A 16,219-nucleotide genomic window follows, 5' to 3' on the forward strand; every position below is an offset into this window, starting at 1 on the left:
AGCGACCGCGCCGGCGGGGTTTACCAAAGAGCCAGGGTGTAGCCGAGGATCAGGCGGTTCTCGTCGAGGTCGGTGGTCAGGCCGTTGCCCGAGCGAAAGGTCACGTTGCGCCAGCGGATGCTCAGGTCTTTCAGCGGTCCGCTCTGGATCACGTAGGTGATGTCGGTGTCGCGCTCGGTTTCACGGCCGTTGTCGACAGTGCCCGCCTTGACGTGGCGGCCATCGGTGTAGCGGGTCATGAAGGTCAGGCCGGGCAGGCCCATGGCCGCGAAGTCGTAGTCGTAGCGCAGCTGCCAGGAGTCTTCCTCGGCGCGGGTGTAGGTGTTGTAGGTCACCAGGTTGACCACGTAGGGATCGCCACCGTTGAGGAACGGGAAGGCGCTGTCGCCGGACAGCTGTTGCCAGGTGGCGCTGATTTTGTGCGGGCCCTTGATCAGGCTGAACATACTGTTGAAGTTGCGGTTGTCGACCCGCCCGGCGCGCTCGGCGCCATCGCCACGGCTGTCGAAGTAGCGCAGGTCGCTGCGCAGGCTGAAGCCGCCGCCCAGGGGCTGGGTATGCAGCAGGCCGAGGTAGTGCTGGCGATAGATCTGTTCGAGCTTGCCGTAGTAATAGCTCAGGCTCAGTTGCGGGCTGAAGGCGTAGCTGGCGCCGGCGAAGTCGAAATGATCGCTGCGGGCGACGCCGTAACCGATGTCGTCGTTGCTCGAGGAATCCCGCAGGTTGGCTTCGGTCAGACGCCCGGCATTTATCGTCAGGCCGCTGATTTCCTGGCTGGTCAGCAAGCCGCCCTGAAAGGTCGAGCCGAGCAGGCGGGTGTCGTTGTAAGTGGCCACGGGTAGCAGCGGTTGCAAGGTGCCGATCTTTAAAACGCTTTTCGACAGGCGCAGCTTGCCGGTCAGGCCCAGCTCGCTGAACTCGTCCGCAGGTGTGTGGCTGTTGGGGCCGAACGGCAGCAGGCCAGTGCCGCGGCGATCCGGGCTGGAGTCGAGCTTGAGCCCGAGCTCGCCAAGGGCATCCAGGCCGAGACCCAGGGTGCCCTCGGTGTAGCCGGACTCGATCCGCGCGGTGAAGCCCTGGGCCCATTCCTCGGCCTTGGACTGCGCGGCGTTGGCCTGGCGAAAGTCACGGTTGATGTAGTGGTTGCGCATTTCGATCCGCGCCTTGCTGTCGCTGATGAAGTCGGCTTGTACGCTGCAGGTGAACAGGCCCAGGCCCAGCGAGGCCATGGCCGGCAGCAGGTGTTTCGGTGAGGTGATGGAAACGGGGTTCATTGTTGTTATTCCCTGTCATCGATCGGAACGGGTTCAGTGTTTGCTGGCGCCGGATGCGCCGATGCCGGTCATCGAGCGGATGAACTGCGCGAGGTAGCGACCACGCTCCAGTTCGGCCCGCGCCGAGGTGTCGGTCACCGAGAACAGCCAGGCGCTGAAGAACGCCAGGCTCATGGAGAACAGCGCCGGGTTGGAGTAGGGGAACAGCGCCCGTTCGTGATGCAGCACGTTGACCCAGACCGCCGGGCTCAACACCAGCAGCACGATCGCCGACACCAGCCCGGCCAGGCTGCCGGTCACGGCGCCGCGGGTGGTCAGGCCTTTCCAGAACATCGAAAGGAACAGCACCGGGAAATTCACCGAGGCGGCGATGGCCAGCACCAGCCCGGACAGGAAGGCGATGTTCTGCGACTCGAACAGCAGGCCGAGGATGATCGCCAGCACGCCGATGCATAGGGTGGCGATGCGCGACACGCGCATTTCCTGCTGCTCGCTGGCCTGGCCCTTGCGCAGCACGCAGGCATACAGGTCGTGGGACACCGCCGAGGCACCGGACAGCGCCAGGCCGGCGACCACCGCGAGAATGGTGGCGAAGGCCACCGCCGAGATGAAGCCGAGGAACAGGTTGCCGCCCACCGCCTGGGCCAGGTGCACGGCGATCATGTTGCCGCCGCCGATGATCGCGCCGCTGGCGTCGCGGAACGCCGGGTCGGTGCCGACCATGACGATCGCGCCGAAGCCGACCACGATCAGCAGCAGGTAGAAGTAGCCGATGAAACCGGTGGCGTAGAACACGCTCTTGCGCGCTTCCTTGGCGTCGCTGACGGTAAAGAAACGCATCAGGATATGCGGCAGGCCGGCGGTGCCGAACATCATGCCCAGGCCCAGGGAAATGGCATCGATGGGGTTCGACAGCAGCCCACCGGGGGCCATGATCGCGCTGCCCTTGGCGTGCACGGCACTGGCCCCGGCGAACATCGCCTCGGTGCTGAAACCGAAATGCCGGAGCACCATGAACGCCATGAAGCTGGTGCCGAACAGCAGCATCACCGCCTTGATGATCTGCACCCAGGTGGTGGCGAGCATGCCGCCGAAGGTCACGTAGAACACCATCAGCACGCCGACCAGCATCACCGCGTAGAGGTAGCTGATACCGAACAGCAACTCGATCAGCTTGCCGGCGCCGACCATCTGCGCCACCAGGTACATCAGGGCCACGGTCAGGGTGCCGAAGGCCGAGGTCAGGCGCACCGGGGGCTGTTCCAGGCGGTAGGACACCACGTCGGCGAAGGTGTACTTGCCCAGGTTGCGCAGGCGTTCGGCGATCAGGAACAGGATGATCGGCCAGCCGGCGAGCACGCCCAGGGCATACAGCAAACCGTCGTAGCCATTGAGGAACATCATCGCCGAGATGCCCAGGAAGGACGCCGCGGAGATCATGTCGCCGGCGATCGCCAGGCCATTCTGCAAGCCGCTCATGCCGCCGCCGGCGGTATAGAAGTCGCTGGCCGAGCGGGTGCGCAGGGCGGCCCAGCGGGTGACGCCGAGGGTGAACAGGACAAACACCAGGAACATGCCGATGGCATTCCAGTTCAAGGGGCGCGCGCTGCCTTCGGCGGCCAGCGCCAGGTCGGTGGCGAACACGCACGGCAGGGCGAACAACACAAGCAAGGGCTTCATTGGGCGCACTCCTGCTTGAGCTTTTCGTTCAGCGGGTCGATCACGTTATTGGCGCGATAGACGTAAAAACCGGTGAGGGCGAAGGCCAGCAGCACGATCGCCACGCCCACCAGCATGCCGACCGTGGTCACCCCGCCACTCAGCGAGCGCCCCAGGGTGCTGGGGGAAAACGCCACCAGCAGCACGAAGCCGTAGTAGATCACCAGCATGGCCAGGGTCAGGGACCAGTAGAGGTTCTGTTTGCGCCGCACCAGCTGGACGAAGTCGGGGTGCTGGCGGATCTGTTCGATGTCTTGCGGGGTCATGGGAGCGCTCTCTTGATGTTGTTTTTGTTTTGGTTGAAACGCGGTGAATTTTTTTGCTTCTGTAGCCGCTGCCGCAGGCTGCGATAAGGCCGAAGGCCTTCAGCGATCTCAAGACCGTGCGCCCGCTTCGTCGGAGTGCTGCCCAAGTCGATCGCAGCCTGCGGCAGTGGCCACAGGTCAGAGCTGGTCGAAGTCCAGCACCACCTTGTCGCTGACCGGGAACGACTGGCACGACAGTACGTACCCGGCTGCCACTTCGTAGTCCTCGAGGGCGTGGTTGCTGTCCATCTCCACTTCGCCTTCGATCACCTTGCACTTGCAGGTGGAGCACACCCCGGCGCGGCACGAATAGGGCAGCTCGGCGCCCTGGGCATTGCCGGCGTCGAGGATGCTCTGGCTGTTGCGCGGCAGGTCGAAGGCCAGGGCGCGACCGTCGCTGATCACGGTGATCTGGCTGACCGCCGCGTCGCGCTGCCGGGCTGCCTCGCGGGCCTCGCGCCTGTGCTGGCTGCCAGCGGCGGCGAACAGCTCGAAGTGAATGCGCTCGGCGGCCATGCCGCGGGCTTTCAGGCTGTCGCGCACGGTTTCGGTCATCTCCTGCGGGCCGCAGATGAAGGCCGCGTCCAGGGCCTTGACGTCGAGCCAGCGGGAAAACAGCCGGGCACATTTGTCGGCGTCGATCCGGCCGTTATAGAGGTCGACGTCCTGCTGTTCGCGGCTGAACACGAAGATCAGATTCAGGCGTTGCAGGTAGCGGTTCTTCAGGTCTTCCAGCTGTTCACGAAACAGGGCGGCGGAACTGGAACGGTTGCCGTACAGCAGGGTGACGCGGCTGTGGGGCTCGGTTTCCAGGGTGCTCTTGATGATCGACAGGATCGGCGTGATGCCGCTGCCGGCCGCCACCGCCAGGTACTGGCCATGGCGCGCGGGGTCGAGTTCGACATGGAAGTGTCCGGCGGGCGGCATCACGTCCAGGCAGTGCCCGGGCTTGAGCCGATCATTGGCGAACGCCGAAAAACGCCCGCCGGCCACGCGCTTCACGGCAATGCGCAGCTCGCCGTCGTTGACCCCGGTGCAGATCGAATAGGAACGGCGCACCTCCTCGCCATCCAGCTGGGTGCGCATCACCAGGTGCTGGCCCTGGGTGAAATGAAAGCTGTCCTGCAGGTGCTGCGGAATCTCGAAGGCGATGGACACCGCGTCGCGGGTTTCGCTGCGCACATCCTTGATGGTCAGGCTGTGGAATTTGCTCATTGTTGTTCTCCCACTGACACGGCGTCAGATGCACTTGAAATAGTCGAACGGCTCCAGGCAGTCCCGGCAGCGATACAGCGCCTTGCAGGCGGTCGAGCCGAACTCGCTGAGCTGTTCGGTGTGGGCACTGCCACATTGCGGGCAGCAGATGGCGGCGCTTTCGCCCAGCAGGCTGCGCTTGCTGCCACTGCCCACGGGCGGGGCGATGCCGTAGGCCCGCAGCCGTTCGCGGCCGCTGGCGGTGATCCAGTCGGTGCTCCAGGCCGGGCTCAGCCGGCGTTGCAGACGGGGCGCGGAAAACCCGGCGAGCTCCAGGGCGGCGCGGATATCGCCCTCGATCACCTCGGTGGCCGGGCAGCCGGAATAGGTCGGGGTGACCACCACCTGCAGGTGGCCGTCGTGCCAGTCGAGGTCGCGGACGATGCCCAGGTCCACCACGCTGACCACCGGCACCTCCGGGTCCATGACCGCGCCGAGGATGTTCCAGGCCGCCTCCAGGTCGCCCGGTTGCAGGGCACGAGCGCCGCGGTCGCTGGAAATCAGCTCACCAGGTCGCATCGGGGTACGCTCGTGGCAGCGCCTGCATCTCCGCCAGCAGAATGCCCAGGTGTTCGCTGTGCAGGCCGCGGCGGGCGTCCAGGTAGAAATGGCTGGGGGCCGGCGGCAGGGGCAGGGTGGCGCTGGCGAAGATCCGCGTCACCGTGGCCTGCCAGGCGCTGGCGACCTGCGCGGGGTCGGCGATGATGCCGGCGCCGTGCAGGTGGTTTTCGCTGTCGTCGCCGCTGATCAGCTCGACGGTGAAGCGCCAGAGCAGGGGAATCGCCTCCAGCATGCGTTGGTGGCTGTGCTCGGTGCCGTCGCCCAGGCGCTCGACCCATTCGCTGGAGCGGCGCAGGTGATAGGTGACTTCCTTCACCGCCTTGGCGGCGATCCCGGCGATGCGTTCGTCGCTGGACTGGGCCAGGCCCTTGAGCACTTCCAGGTGCCAGGCGTCGTAGAGAAACTGCTTGAGCATGGTCACGGCGAAATCGCCGTTGGGCTGCTCCACCAGCAGCAGGTTGCGATAGGCCCGCTCGTCGCGGCGGAACGCCAGGTGGTCGGCGTCGCGGCCGTCGTCCAGCAGTTCGGCGGCGTAGTCCAGCCAGTTGCGGGCCTGGCCCACCAGGTCGAGGCCGACGTTCATCAGCGCCAGTTCTTCTTCCAGGGCCGGCGCGCGGCCGCACCACTGGCACAGGCGCTGGCCCTGGACCAGGGCGCTGTCGCCCAGGCGCAGCAGGTATTGGATCAATTCGCTTCGCGTGTTCATGGTCGACCTCACATGTGCCCGACTTCGGCCGGCAGCTCGTAGAAGCTGGCGTGGCGATAGACCTTGTCGTCCGCCGGGTCGAACAGCGGGTCCTTTTCATCCGGGGACGAGGCGACGATCAGCGCCGAGGGCACTACCCACAGGCTCACGCCTTCGCTGCGGCGGGTGTAGAGCTCGCGGGCGTTCTCGATGGCCATGGCGCTGTCGGCGGCATGCACGCTGCCGACGTGCTTGTGGTTGAGCCCATGCTTGCTGCGCACGAAGACTTCGAAGAGGGTCCATTCAGACATAAGGGTGACTCCACATCAGGGGCTGAATTCATGTAGCCGCCGCAGGCTGCGATCGATCCCGAAGGGGACGCGCTCTTGAGGCCCTCGAAGGTCCTTCGGGCCTTCGCAGCCATCGGCAGCGGCTACGGGTCAGGCGGCGTTTTTATTGGTTTTCTTGCGGGCGTGGGCGACCGCGGCTTCGCGGACCCAGGCGCCGTCCTCGATGGCCTTGCGCCGGGTGGCGACGCGTTCCTGGTTGCACGGGCCGTTGCCCTTGAGCACTTCGTAGAATTCGTCCCACTGGATCTCGCCGAAGTCGTAGTGGCCGCGCTCGGCGTTCCACGTAAGGTCAGGGTCCGGGCAGGTGCAGCCGAGCAGTTCCAACTGCGGGATGGTCTGGTCGATGAAGCGCTGGCGCAGCTCGTCGTTGCTCTGGCGCTTGATCTTCCAGGCCATGGACTGCGCGCTGTTGGGCGAGTGTTCGTCGCTGGGGCCGAACATCATCAGCGCCGGCCACCACAGGCGGTTGATGGCGTCCTGGACCATGTCCTTCTGTGCCTGGTTGCCCTCGCGCATCATGGTCAGGAGGATTTCGTAGCCCTGGCGCTGGTGGAAGCTCTCTTCCTTGCAGATGCGCACCATGGCCCGGGAGTAGGGGCCGTAGGAGGTGCGCTGCAGCACCACCTGGTTGACGATCGCCGCGCCGTCCACCAGCCAGCCCACCGCGCCCATGTCGGCCCAGTTCAGCGTCGGGTAGTTGAAGATGCTCGAGTACTTGGCGCGGCCGCTGTGCAGCTTGGCGATTTCCTCGTCGCGGTCGGCGCCCAGGGTTTCCATCGCGCTGTACAGGTACAGGCCGTGGCCGGCTTCGTCCTGGATCTTGGCCATCAGTTGCAGCTTGCGCTTGAGGGTCGGGGCGCGGGTCACCCAGTTGCCTTCGGGCAGCATGCCGACGATTTCCGAATGGGCGTGCTGGGAGATCTGCCGGATCAGGGTTTGCCGATAGGCATCCGGCATCCAGTTCTTGGCTTCGATCTTGATTTCCGAATCGATTTTTTCCTGGAAGGCACGTTCCTGTTCGGACATCTCCGAACGGGGCTTGATGCTTTTGACTCCGGTCTCTACCAGCTGTGCGTACATGGTGCGTCTCCTGCCGTGAAGGATTGCCTGGGCATGGAGAACTTTATATGTGATACAAAAATAAATATCAAACACAAAATATCGTGTCGTATGTGTTTTTGTATCGCTTTGCCCGTTGAAGGTTTCCCCTCGGGCAAAAAAAAAGCCCCGCCGAAGCGGGGCTTTAAGCTTGGAGTGCCTTATTTCTGCCGGTTGTCCACCACGTGGCTGGCTTTGCCCTCGGAGCGCTTGAGGGAAAAGGCCGGGCGCAAAACGATACGCGAGCTGATGCCGATGTAGGTCTTGATGTGCCGGCTCAATTCGTCGCAGATGGCTTTCTGCTGCTCGTCGCCCAGCTGTCGATGCTCGTTCTTGAGCTCCACATGCACCTCGACGCTGTCGAGGTTGCCGTTGCGGTACAGGTGGATCTCGTAGCATTCGCAGAGTTGCCGGATCTTGAGCACCTGCTCCTCGATCTGCGTGGGGAACACGTTGACCCCGCGAATGATCAGCATGTCGTCGCTGCGCCCGGTGATCTTGTCGATACGCCGCATGGGTCGCGCCGTACCGGGTAGCAGGCGAGTCAGGTCGCGGGTGCGGTAGCGGATCATCGGCAGGGCTTCCTTGCTCAGCGAAGTGAACACCAGCTCGCCCATCTGGCCGTCCGGCAACACCTGGCCGGTCACCGGGTCGATGATCTCGGGGTAGAAGTGGTCCTCCCAGATAGTCGGCCCGTCCTTGGTCTCGGCGCATTCCATGGCCACGCCCGGGCCCATGATTTCCGAGAGCCCGTAGATGTCCAGGGCGGTGATGTCCAGGCGCTGCTCGATGGCGCTGCGCAGTTCGGCGGTCCAGGGTTCGGCGCCGAAGATCCCCAGGCGCAAGGCGAGCTTTTGCGGATCGATGCCCTGGCGCTCGATCTCGTCGGCGATATTGAGCATGTAGGAGGGCGTGACCATGATGATGTCCGGCTGGAAGTCCTTGATCAGTTGCACCTGCTTTTCGGTCTGGCCGCCGGACATCGGAATCACCGTGCAGCCCAGGCGCTCGGCGCCGTAGTGGGCTCCCAGGCCGCCGGTGAACAGGCCGTAGCCGTAGGACACATGGACCTTGTCGCCACGCCGGCCGCCGGCGGCGCGAATCGAGCGCGCGACCACCCTGGCCCAGGTGTCGATGTCGTTCTGGGTGTAGCCGACCACCGTCGGCTTGCCGGTGGTGCCGCTGGAGGCGTGCAGGCGCACCACATCCTGGATCGGCACGGCGAACATGCCGTAGGGGTAGTTGTCGCGCAGGTCGGACTTGCTGGTGAACGGGAACTTCGCCAGGTCCTCCAGGCTACGTACATCGTCCGGGTGCACGCCCAGCGCGTCGAAGCGCTGACGGTACAGCGGCACGTTCCGGTAGGCGTGGTTCAGGCTCCAGCGCAGGCGTTCCAGCTGATGCTGGCGCAACTGGTCGACGCTGGCGGTTTCCAGCGGGTCCAGCAGGGGATCAAGCACGGCTTTGGCAATTGGCATGTTCATGGCTTCACTCGAATTATTGTTGTGTTGCGACCCGCCGGCGGGCGAGTCTTGAGTGCCTGCGCCCAGGATACCCGTGGGGGCTCCGGGCGCGGGTGCATCTGGTCTTAAAGTCGCTCGATGATCAGGGCGATGCCCTGGCCCACGCCGATGCACATGGTGCACAAGGCGTAGCGGCCCTGGCGCTGCTCCAGTTCGTGCAGCGCGGTGGTCACCAGGCGCGCGCCGCTCATGCCCAGGGGATGGCCCAGGGCAATTGCGCCGCCGTTGGGGTTGACCCGCCCGTCGTCGTCCGCCAGGCCCAGCTCGCGCAACACCGCCAGGCCCTGGGCGGCGAACGCCTCGTTGAGCTCGATCACGTCCATGTCCGCCAGGCTCAGCCGGGCCAGTTCCAGCACCTTGCGCGTGGCCGGCACCGGGCCGATGCCCATGATCCGTGGCTCGACCCCGGCGGTGGCCATGGCGACCACCCGACCACGAGCCTTGAGGTCGTAGCGTTGCGCGGTCGCGGCATCGGCCAATAACAGGGCGCAGGCACCGTCGTTGACCCCCGAGGCGTTGCCCGCGGTGACGCTGCCGCCCTGGCGGAACGGCGTACCGAGCTTCCGCAATTGTTCGAGGGTGGTGTCGCCCCTAGGGTGTTCGTCGTGTTCGACCAGAGTCGGCGGGCCTTTGCGTTGGGGGATGGGCACCGGGACTATTTCCCTGGCCAGGCGTCCGCTGGCTTGCGCCGCTGCGGCCCGTTGCTGGCTGCGCAGGGCAAAGGCGTCCTGGTCGGCGCGGGAAATGCCGAACTGCGCGGCGACGTTCTCCGCGGTTTCCGGCATCGAGTCGATGCCGAAACCTTGCTCCATCAGCGGGTTGACGAAGCGCCAGCCAATGGTGGTGTCGAACAGTTCGGCCTGGCGCGAAAACGCGGTCTGCGCCTTGCCCATCACCAGCGGCGCGCGGGACATCGATTCGACGCCGCCGGCCAGCACCAGCCCTGCCTCGCCACAACGCAGGGCGCGGGCGGCGGTGCCGATGGCGTCCAGGCCGGAGCCGCACAAGCGGTTGAGGGTGGTGCCGGGGACCTCCACCGGCAACCCGGCCAGCAACGCCGACATGCGCGCCACGTTGCGGTTGTCTTCGCCGGCCTGGTTGGCGCAGCCGTAGACCACTTCGTCGACCCGGCTCCAGTCGACACCGGGGTGACGCTGCATCAGGGCGCGCAAGGGGATTGCCCCCAGGTCGTCGGCGCGCACGCTGCTCAGGGCGCCGCCGTAACGGCCGATCGGGGTGCGGACTGCATCGATGATCAGGGCGTCATTCATTGGGGGCCTCCTGCGCCAGCACCGGGCCGCGCACTTTGTAGGATTTGCCGTGGAACAGGGCGATCAGCACGCCATGCTGGTTTTCGATCCGCACGTCGTAGTTGCCGGTGCGGCCGCTACGGCTTTGCTCGATGCAATCGGCGGTCAGGGTGTCGCCCAGGCGGGCCGGGGCGATGTAGTCGATGCTGCAGCCGATGGCCACCGTGGCTTCGTCGTAGGTGTTGCAGGCCAGGGCGAAGGCCGAGTCCGCCAGGGCGAACAGGAAGCCGCCGTGGCAGGTGCCGTGGCCCTGCAGCATGTCTTCGCGCACGCTCATGCCCAGCCGGGCGGCGCCGGGCGCCACTGACAGCAGGCGCATGCCCAGCGCCTGACTGGCGTTGTCGCGTTTGAACAGGCTCTGGGCGCACGCGCTGGCCAGGTTCATGGCAGGGTGATCAAGCATGCAGCGTCCTCCCTTCGGCAACCCGGCGGCGTAACAGCAGCGACGGTCGATAACGCTCCTCGCCGTAGGCGGCCTGCAGGTTTTGCAGGACCTCGAGCACCCATGGCAGGCCCAGGCGGTCGGCCCAGGCCAGGGGGCCTTCGGGGTAATTGACCCCGGCATGCATCGCCAGGTCGATGTCCGCCGCCGAGGCCACGCCTTGCAGCAGGGCATCGGCGGCCTCGTTGGCGAGCATCGCCACCGTGCGCAGGACCAGCAGCCCCGGGCTGTCGTTGAGCTGGCTGACCTTGAACCCGGCGCGTTGCAACAACGCCACGGCCTGGTCGCGGGCCAATGGGCTGGTGCCGGCGCAGCAACTGATGGCCAGGCGACCGGCGCTGGCATAGTCATGGGCCAGGTCCAGCAGGATCAGGTTGCTCAAGCCTTGGTCGCGGGCGCGCTGGCTGGCCAGGCGTCCGTCGCTGATGGCCAGTACCGCGTCGCCGATCCGCAACAGGCCAGGGCCGTCACGCTCGATTAGTCGCAAACCTGACTCGCGCAGGCGTTGCAGCAAACTTTGGGCAGCCCCCAGGTCGCCCTCGACCACGCAGTGCTCGATGGGCTGATCACTGTGCAGTTCGGCAGGGGCCGGGCGTTCGGCGCCCTCGGCATAGGAATAGAAGCCCTGGCCAGTCTTGCGGCCGAAATGCCCGGCATCCACCAGCTCCTGCTGAATCAGCGACGGCTGAAAGCGCATGTCGCCGTAATAGGCCTCGAATACCGAACAGGTCACTGCGTAGTTGACGTCGTGCCCGATCAGGTCTGTCAGCTCGAAGGCGCCCATGGCAAAACCACCGGCCTCGCGCAGCAGGGCATCGAGGGTGGCGCAGTCGCCGGCGCCTTCCTGCAACAGGCGCAGGCTTTCGGCGTAGAACGGCCGGGCCACGCGATTGACGATAAAGCCCGGGGTGGAGCGGGCGTGCACCGGCTTCTTGCGCCAGTTTGTCGCGGTGTCGTACAGGCACTGCGCCAGTTGCCGGTCGCTGGCCAGCCCTGAGACGACCTCGACCAGCGGCATCACCGGTGCCGGGTTGAAGAAGTGCAGGCCCAGCAGGCGTTCGGGGCGTTTCAGGCCGGCGGCGATGCGGGTGATCGACAGCGAAGAAGTATTGCTGGCGAGGATGCAGCTGTCGCGGCACAGACTTTCCAACTGGCGAAACAGCTCGCGCTTGGCCTCGAGGTTCTCGGCGATGGCCTCGATGATCAGCTCGCTGTCGGCCAGTTGCTCGATGGATTCGGCCGCCTGCAACCGGGCCATGGTCGCGCTGTGCGCCTGGGGATCGAGCTTGCCGTTGGCCACGCGTTTGGCGAGTTGCCGGTCGATGCCGGCTATGGCCTGCGCCGAGGCGCCCGGGCGGTTGTCCAGCAGCCATACCGGGTGACCGGCCTGGGCCGCGACCTGGGCAATGCCGGCGCCCATCGCGCCGGCGCCGATCACCGCGACACGGGCCTGGGGTGTCAGTGCGCTCATGTTCAGCGTCCCTTGAAGGTCGGTGTGCGTTTGTCCATGAAGGCACTCACGCCTTCGCGGTAGTCCTCGCTGCGCCCGGCCAGGCGTTGCAGGTCTTTTTCCAGTTCCAGCTGTTCGTCGAAGCTGTTGTTCAGGCTGGCGTTGAGGCTGCGCTTGATCAGCGCCAGGCCGTAGGTCGGCTGGGTGGCCAGGTGGCGCGCGAGCTTGAGGGCCTCGTCACGCAGCTCGGTATCTTCGACGCAGCGATAGATCAGGCCCCATTGCTCGGCCTGTTCGGCCGTCAGACGATTGCCCAGCAGGGCCAGGGCCTTGGCCCGCGCCATGCCGACCAGGCGCGGCAAGGTCCAGGTGCCGCCGGAATCGGGGATCAGGCCGATCTTGCAGAACGCCTGGATAAAACTTGCCGAGCGACCGGCCAGTACCAGATCGCAGGCCAAGGGAATGTTGGCCCCGGCCCCGGCGGCCACGCCGTTCACCGCGCAGATCACCGGCAGCGGCAGGTCGCGCAACTGGCGGATCAGCGGGTTGTAGAAGCGCTCGATGGACTCGCCCAGGTCCGGTACCTCTGCGCCGGGAGCCACGTTGCGGTCGCTCAGGTCCTGGCCGGCGCAGAAGCCACGGCCTTCGCCGGTCAACAACAGCACCCGGGCCTCGGGATGGGCGCGCAGTTGCTTGAGCGCTTCGCGGACCTCGCCATGCATCTGCGTGTTGAAGCTGTTGAGCTGCTCGGGGCGGTTCAGGCTGAGGAGGGCGACGCCTGCCTCGACGGAAAACAGGATGTGTTCGAAGTTCATGGTTCTGGCGCTCTCTGACAGGTCGTGTGAGTCGTTGGTCCGTATGCCGGCCTAGTGCCCGGTGAAGCTGGGCCGGCGTTTTTCCTGGAAGGCGCGGATGCCTTCTTCGCGGTCGCGGGTGCCGGCCAGCACCGTGAAGGCATGGCGCTCGAAACGCAGGCCGCTGGCGAGGTCGGTGTCCAGCGCCTTGAGCAGTGCCTCCTTGGCCAGCCGCAAGGCCAGCGGCGCCTTGCCGGCGATCAGCCGCGCCAGTTGCAGGGCGCGCTCGACCGTGAGTTCCGGCTGGGTGACCTCGCTGACCAGGCCGGCGCGCAAGGCATGGCGGGCATCGATCGACTCGCCGCCGAGGACCATCTGCATGGCCAGGGATTTGCCGACTGCCCGCAGCAGGCGCTGGGTACCGCCGGCGCCGGGCATGATCCCGAGGTTGATTTCCGGTTGGCCGAAGCGTGCGTCCTCGCCGGCGATCAGGATGTCGGCGTGCATGGCCAGCTCGCAGCCGCCGCCGAGGGCGAAGCCGTTGACCGCGGCTATCAATGGTTTGCTGAAGCCGGTGATCCGCTGCCAGGAAGCCTGGCGGGGGTCGTTGAGGATGCCGGTGAGGTCGCGCTCGGCCATTTCATTGATGTCGGCGCCGGCGGCGAATGCCTTGCGGCTGCCGGTCAGCACCACGGCCTGGGTCTCGTTATCGGCCTGGGCGGCGTCCAGGGCGGCTGCCAGTTCGCCGAGCAATTGGGTGGTCAGGGCATTCAGGGCGGCGGGGCGTTGCAGGGTAATCAGTCGAACGCCGCCATCGAGGCTTTCGACAGCAAGGGTTTGAGGCATGGCGGATGCCCTCGGGGTGCACGCTCGGCGCGGGGCCGGGTCATTATTGGATCGGCTGGGGAGCCGGTTTTCGCCGAGTATATCGCCAATACGATACACAAATGCAACGTAAAAATATCATTAGTGTGTCTTTATGTTGGGTTTTTGATCTGTCGTGTCAGGGCGGAGAGGGTCTATAAGGTCCTGCTTTTCTTGGTGTTACTGGGGTTGTTTCCGTATTCTGTCGGCTTTCTCTGAGTTGGGACGTGATACTAACTTTCCGCTTTTTCGTTTAAGCTTGATGTGATACAAAATAAATCATGATCGGCATCGCTTTGCGCAATGTGTCGACTTACCGCCCTAGCCAAGGAGTACCTCATGACTTGCTACAGCCTCGACGGCCTGACCCCGGTGGTCCATCCCAGTGCTTATGTGCATCCGTCCGCCGTGCTGATCGGCGACGTGATAGTCGGTGCTCACTGCTACATCGGCCCGCTGGCCAGCCTGCGCGGCGATTTCGGGCGGATCGTGCTGGAGGAGGGCGCCAACCTGCAGGACACCTGTGTGATGCACGGTTTTCCCGACAGCGATACGGTGGTCGAGCGCAACGGCCATATCGGCCACGGCGCGGTGCTGCACGGCTGCCGGATCGGCGCCGATGCGCTGGTGGGGATGAACGCCGTGGTGATGGACAACGCCCGCATCGCGCCACGCTGCTTCGTGTCCGCGGCGGCCTTCGTCAAGGCCGGCTTTCAGTGTGAGGAGCAGTCGCTGATCATGGGCGCCCCTGCCAGCGTCAAACGCCGCCTCAGCGACGAAGAGCTGCACTGGAAGCAGGCCGGCACCCGGGAATATCAGCAGCTGGCCAGGCGCTGCCTGGAGCAGATGCAGGTCTGCGAGCCGCTTGCGGAGCCCGAAGCCAACCGCCCACGTATCACTGACAGCGGCCTGCGCCCGAAAAATACCGGCCAGTGAAACAGCCAAGGCACAGTGGATCGCGCGGTCCACGCCACTCCAAGCCGGTGAAACCCGGTATATTTCTTCCTTTTTGTCCGGTACGCCCATGTCGTCCCTAGCACCCCTGAATCACCTCGTGACCCGCTTCCAGGAGCAAACGCCGATCCGCGCCAGCTCCCTGATCATTACTCTGTACGGCGATGCCATCGAGCCCCATGGCGGGACGGTATGGCTGGGCAGCCTGATCCAGTTGCTCGAACCCATCGGCATTAACGAGCGGCTAATCCGCACCTCGATCTTTCGGCTGACCAAGGAAGGCTGGCTGAGCGCCGAGAAAGTCGGGCGCCGCAGTTATTACAGCCTGACCGGTACCGGGCGTCGGCGTTTCGACAAGGCCTTCAAGCGGGTCTACAACGCCAGCGTGCCGGCCTGGGACGGCTCCTGGTGCCTGGTCATGCTGTCGCAGCTCGGCCAGGACAAGCGCAAGCAGGTGCGCGAAGAGCTGGAGTGGCAAGGTTTTGGCGCGATTTCGCCGGTGGTGCTGGCTTGTCCCCGCAGCGATCGGGCGGACATCAACGCGACCCTGGTGGACCTTGGCGCCCAGGAAGACACCATTGTGTTCGAGACCACTGCCCAGGATGTGCTGGCCTCCAAGGCGCTACGTCTGCAGGTGCGCGAAAGTTGGAACATCGATGAGTTGGCGGCTCACTACAGTGAGTTCATCCAGCTGTTCCGGCCGCTATGGCAAGCGCTGCGCGAGCAGGAGCAGCTGCAACCGGCCGATTGTTTCCTGGCGCGCCTGCTGCTGATTCATGAGTACCGCAAACTGCTGTTGCGCGATCCGCAACTGCCGGACGAACTGCTCCCTGGCGATTGGGAAGGCCGGGCGGCGCGCCAGCTCTGCCGCAACATCTATCGCCTGATCTACGCCAAGGCCGAGGAATGGCTCAACGACGCTCTGGAAAACGCCGACGGTCCGCTGCCTGACGTGGGCGAAAGTTTCTATCGGCGTTTTGGCGGTTTGAAGTAAGGCGTTTCAAGACGCAGCCCTTGTTCAGCAACAACTCGGCGTCGGGGATGCCTGATGTGCAGAAACTAAAGCTCCATGTCAGGCACGGACTAAGGCTGCAATAAAGAGGTTTTAACGAATATCGGAAGACACGCCTTGAAGCAGGCGGGAAAGGCAAGTCAGACAGCGAAAGTTGAACTTTCTGCAAACTGGCTAATGTGTGGCTATATCAACTGCGACAAAATAACGCAGATCACCCGAAGGTGATCTGCGTTCGTGTTTTTACTCTGGCATGGCCCAGGATTGCAGTTTGTAACCTTCCTGGCTCAGTTCGGCGCGGGCCTGTTTCAGCAGGTCTTCCAGTTGCGCCGGGTCGGAGTACGCGCTGCTTGGAATCTGTTTGCGGCCAATGCGGGTATTGGTGCGGTCGATGACGGTCAGGCTCAGTTCGCCGTTGCCGTCTTGTGGGGCCCAGGCGACGCATTGGAATGGCTGGAATGCGCGGTCGGCGATCAAAAGTGCTTCGTTGATACGGAGCGGGGCGTTCATGGGGTCTTCTCTCTATGTGCCCAATCAAATGATGTGCCGTCGGTTGGGCTTACCGTTCGGCTGGTTACTTGTACTGATGTCTCGAACCGGGGATCAGGTCACATAGAAAGACCA

The 16,219-nt window shown here is 64.8% G+C and carries 17 protein-coding genes; 2 read left to right on the forward strand and 15 right to left on the reverse strand.

Features of this window, described 5'->3' with window-relative positions; translation table 11 throughout:
- Positions 1 to 20: 20 nt before the first annotated feature.
- The 14 genes from BLV20_RS20890 to paaF all read right to left on the reverse strand — a co-directional run bounded on the left by BLV20_RS20890 (position 21) and on the right by paaF (position 13,611).
- Positions 21 to 1,274 (reverse strand): OprD family porin, encoded by a 1,254-nt coding sequence (locus BLV20_RS20890; RefSeq protein WP_092304374.1) that lies wholly within the window; start codon positions 1,272 to 1,274, stop codon positions 21 to 23.
- Between the two features lie 33 nt (positions 1,275 to 1,307).
- Entirely contained in the window at positions 1,308 to 2,954 is a 1,647-nt protein-coding gene (locus BLV20_RS20895; RefSeq protein ID WP_092304375.1) for a cation acetate symporter, read from the reverse strand.
- Entirely contained in the window at positions 2,951 to 3,259 is a 309-nt protein-coding gene (locus tag BLV20_RS20900; protein ID WP_009048869.1) for a DUF485 domain-containing protein, read from the reverse strand. Before BLV20_RS20900 ends, BLV20_RS20895 begins: the two co-directional genes overlap by 4 nt.
- A gap of 177 nt (positions 3,260 to 3,436) precedes the next feature.
- On the reverse strand, positions 3,437 to 4,513 hold the full coding sequence (gene paaE, locus BLV20_RS20905) for a 1,2-phenylacetyl-CoA epoxidase subunit PaaE (protein WP_092304376.1): 1,077 nt from the start codon (positions 4,511 to 4,513) through the stop codon (positions 3,437 to 3,439).
- Positions 4,514 to 4,537: 24 nt separating this feature from the next.
- On the reverse strand, positions 4,538 to 5,071 hold the full coding sequence (paaD, locus tag BLV20_RS20910; protein ID WP_092304377.1) for a 1,2-phenylacetyl-CoA epoxidase subunit PaaD: 534 nt from the start codon (positions 5,069 to 5,071) through the stop codon (positions 4,538 to 4,540).
- Positions 5,058 to 5,819 (reverse strand): 1,2-phenylacetyl-CoA epoxidase subunit PaaC, encoded by a 762-nt coding sequence (paaC, locus tag BLV20_RS20915; protein WP_092304378.1) that lies wholly within the window; start codon positions 5,817 to 5,819, stop codon positions 5,058 to 5,060. The genes paaD and paaC overlap by 14 nt, the downstream gene beginning before the upstream one ends.
- An 8-nt stretch (positions 5,820 to 5,827) precedes the next feature.
- The gene (paaB, locus tag BLV20_RS20920; RefSeq protein WP_007926505.1) at positions 5,828 to 6,109 is read right to left on the reverse strand and encodes a 1,2-phenylacetyl-CoA epoxidase subunit PaaB; all 282 of its coding nucleotides are present in this window, start codon (positions 6,107 to 6,109) and stop codon (positions 5,828 to 5,830) included.
- Between the two features lie 129 nt (positions 6,110 to 6,238).
- Positions 6,239 to 7,228, reverse strand: coding sequence for a 1,2-phenylacetyl-CoA epoxidase subunit PaaA (gene paaA, locus BLV20_RS20925; RefSeq protein WP_092304379.1), 990 nt, complete (start codon positions 7,226 to 7,228; stop codon positions 6,239 to 6,241).
- A gap of 179 nt (positions 7,229 to 7,407) precedes the next feature.
- Complete coding sequence (paaK, locus tag BLV20_RS20930) at positions 7,408 to 8,730, reverse strand: phenylacetate--CoA ligase PaaK (protein ID WP_092304380.1); 1,323 nt, start codon at positions 8,728 to 8,730, stop codon at positions 7,408 to 7,410.
- 104 nt (positions 8,731 to 8,834) lie between these two features.
- On the reverse strand, positions 8,835 to 10,040 hold the full coding sequence (gene pcaF, locus BLV20_RS20935; protein WP_092304381.1) for a 3-oxoadipyl-CoA thiolase: 1,206 nt from the start codon (positions 10,038 to 10,040) through the stop codon (positions 8,835 to 8,837).
- Entirely contained in the window at positions 10,033 to 10,482 is a 450-nt protein-coding gene (gene paaI, locus BLV20_RS20940) for a hydroxyphenylacetyl-CoA thioesterase PaaI (protein WP_092304382.1), read from the reverse strand. Before paaI ends, pcaF begins: the two co-directional genes overlap by 8 nt.
- Entirely contained in the window at positions 10,475 to 11,992 is a 1,518-nt protein-coding gene (gene paaH, locus BLV20_RS20945; RefSeq protein WP_092304383.1) for a 3-hydroxyacyl-CoA dehydrogenase PaaH, read from the reverse strand. The genes paaI and paaH overlap by 8 nt, the downstream gene beginning before the upstream one ends.
- 2 nt (positions 11,993 to 11,994) lie before the next feature.
- Positions 11,995 to 12,786, reverse strand: a complete 792-nt coding sequence (gene paaG / locus BLV20_RS20950) for a 2-(1,2-epoxy-1,2-dihydrophenyl)acetyl-CoA isomerase PaaG (RefSeq protein WP_092304384.1) — start codon at positions 12,784 to 12,786, stop codon at positions 11,995 to 11,997.
- 51 nt (positions 12,787 to 12,837) lie between these two features.
- On the reverse strand, positions 12,838 to 13,611 hold the full coding sequence (gene paaF / locus BLV20_RS20955; protein WP_092304385.1) for a 2,3-dehydroadipyl-CoA hydratase PaaF: 774 nt from the start codon (positions 13,609 to 13,611) through the stop codon (positions 12,838 to 12,840).
- A 357-nt stretch (positions 13,612 to 13,968) separates the two neighbouring features.
- On the opposite strand from paaF, the gene paaY reads away from it, so the two are divergent.
- Together paaY and paaX are read left to right on the forward strand one after the other, a co-directional pair.
- On the forward strand, positions 13,969 to 14,565 hold the full coding sequence (gene paaY, locus BLV20_RS20960) for a phenylacetic acid degradation protein PaaY (RefSeq protein ID WP_092304386.1): 597 nt from the start codon (positions 13,969 to 13,971) through the stop codon (positions 14,563 to 14,565).
- A gap of 88 nt (positions 14,566 to 14,653) precedes the next feature.
- The gene (paaX, locus tag BLV20_RS20965) at positions 14,654 to 15,577 is read left to right on the forward strand and encodes a phenylacetic acid degradation operon negative regulatory protein PaaX (RefSeq protein ID WP_087091048.1); all 924 of its coding nucleotides are present in this window, start codon (positions 14,654 to 14,656) and stop codon (positions 15,575 to 15,577) included.
- A gap of 261 nt (positions 15,578 to 15,838) precedes the next feature.
- On the opposite strand, the gene BLV20_RS20970 is transcribed toward paaX, so the two are convergent.
- Complete coding sequence (locus BLV20_RS20970) at positions 15,839 to 16,105, reverse strand: hypothetical protein (RefSeq protein ID WP_009048883.1); 267 nt, start codon at positions 16,103 to 16,105, stop codon at positions 15,839 to 15,841.
- Positions 16,106 to 16,219 lie beyond the last annotated feature (114 nt).

This window comes from Pseudomonas sp. NFIX28, assembly GCF_900107395.1.
GTDB lineage: Bacteria > Pseudomonadota > Gammaproteobacteria > Pseudomonadales > Pseudomonadaceae > Aquipseudomonas.

Coding starts and splice junctions, on each gene's coding strand:
- paaI (WP_092304382.1), bottom strand. CDS start 10,482: ATGCTTGATCACCCTGCCATGAACCTGGCCAGCGCGTGCGCCCAGAGC.
- paaY (WP_092304386.1), top strand. CDS start 13,969: ATGACTTGCTACAGCCTCGACGGCCTGACCCCGGTGGTCCATCCCAGT.
- paaK (WP_092304380.1), bottom strand. CDS start 8,730: ATGAACATGCCAATTGCCAAAGCCGTGCTTGATCCCCTGCTGGACCCG.
- paaD (WP_092304377.1), bottom strand. CDS start 5,071: ATGCGACCTGGTGAGCTGATTTCCAGCGACCGCGGCGCTCGTGCCCTG.
- paaC (WP_092304378.1), bottom strand. CDS start 5,819: ATGAACACGCGAAGCGAATTGATCCAATACCTGCTGCGCCTGGGCGAC.
- BLV20_RS20900 (WP_009048869.1), bottom strand. CDS start 3,259: ATGACCCCGCAAGACATCGAACAGATCCGCCAGCACCCCGACTTCGTC.
- paaB (WP_007926505.1), bottom strand. CDS start 6,109: ATGTCTGAATGGACCCTCTTCGAAGTCTTCGTGCGCAGCAAGCATGGG.
- BLV20_RS20890 (WP_092304374.1), bottom strand. CDS start 1,274: ATGAACCCCGTTTCCATCACCTCACCGAAACACCTGCTGCCGGCCATG.
- paaF (WP_092304385.1), bottom strand. CDS start 13,611: ATGCCTCAAACCCTTGCTGTCGAAAGCCTCGATGGCGGCGTTCGACTG.
- BLV20_RS20970 (WP_009048883.1), bottom strand. CDS start 16,105: ATGAACGCCCCGCTCCGTATCAACGAAGCACTTTTGATCGCCGACCGC.
- paaA (WP_092304379.1), bottom strand. CDS start 7,228: ATGTACGCACAGCTGGTAGAGACCGGAGTCAAAAGCATCAAGCCCCGT.
- paaG (WP_092304384.1), bottom strand. CDS start 12,786: ATGAACTTCGAACACATCCTGTTTTCCGTCGAGGCAGGCGTCGCCCTC.
- paaH (WP_092304383.1), bottom strand. CDS start 11,992: ATGAGCGCACTGACACCCCAGGCCCGTGTCGCGGTGATCGGCGCCGGC.
- BLV20_RS20895 (WP_092304375.1), bottom strand. CDS start 2,954: ATGAAGCCCTTGCTTGTGTTGTTCGCCCTGCCGTGCGTGTTCGCCACC.
- pcaF (WP_092304381.1), bottom strand. CDS start 10,040: ATGAATGACGCCCTGATCATCGATGCAGTCCGCACCCCGATCGGCCGT.
- paaE (WP_092304376.1), bottom strand. CDS start 4,513: ATGAGCAAATTCCACAGCCTGACCATCAAGGATGTGCGCAGCGAAACC.
- paaX (WP_087091048.1), top strand. CDS start 14,654: ATGTCGTCCCTAGCACCCCTGAATCACCTCGTGACCCGCTTCCAGGAG.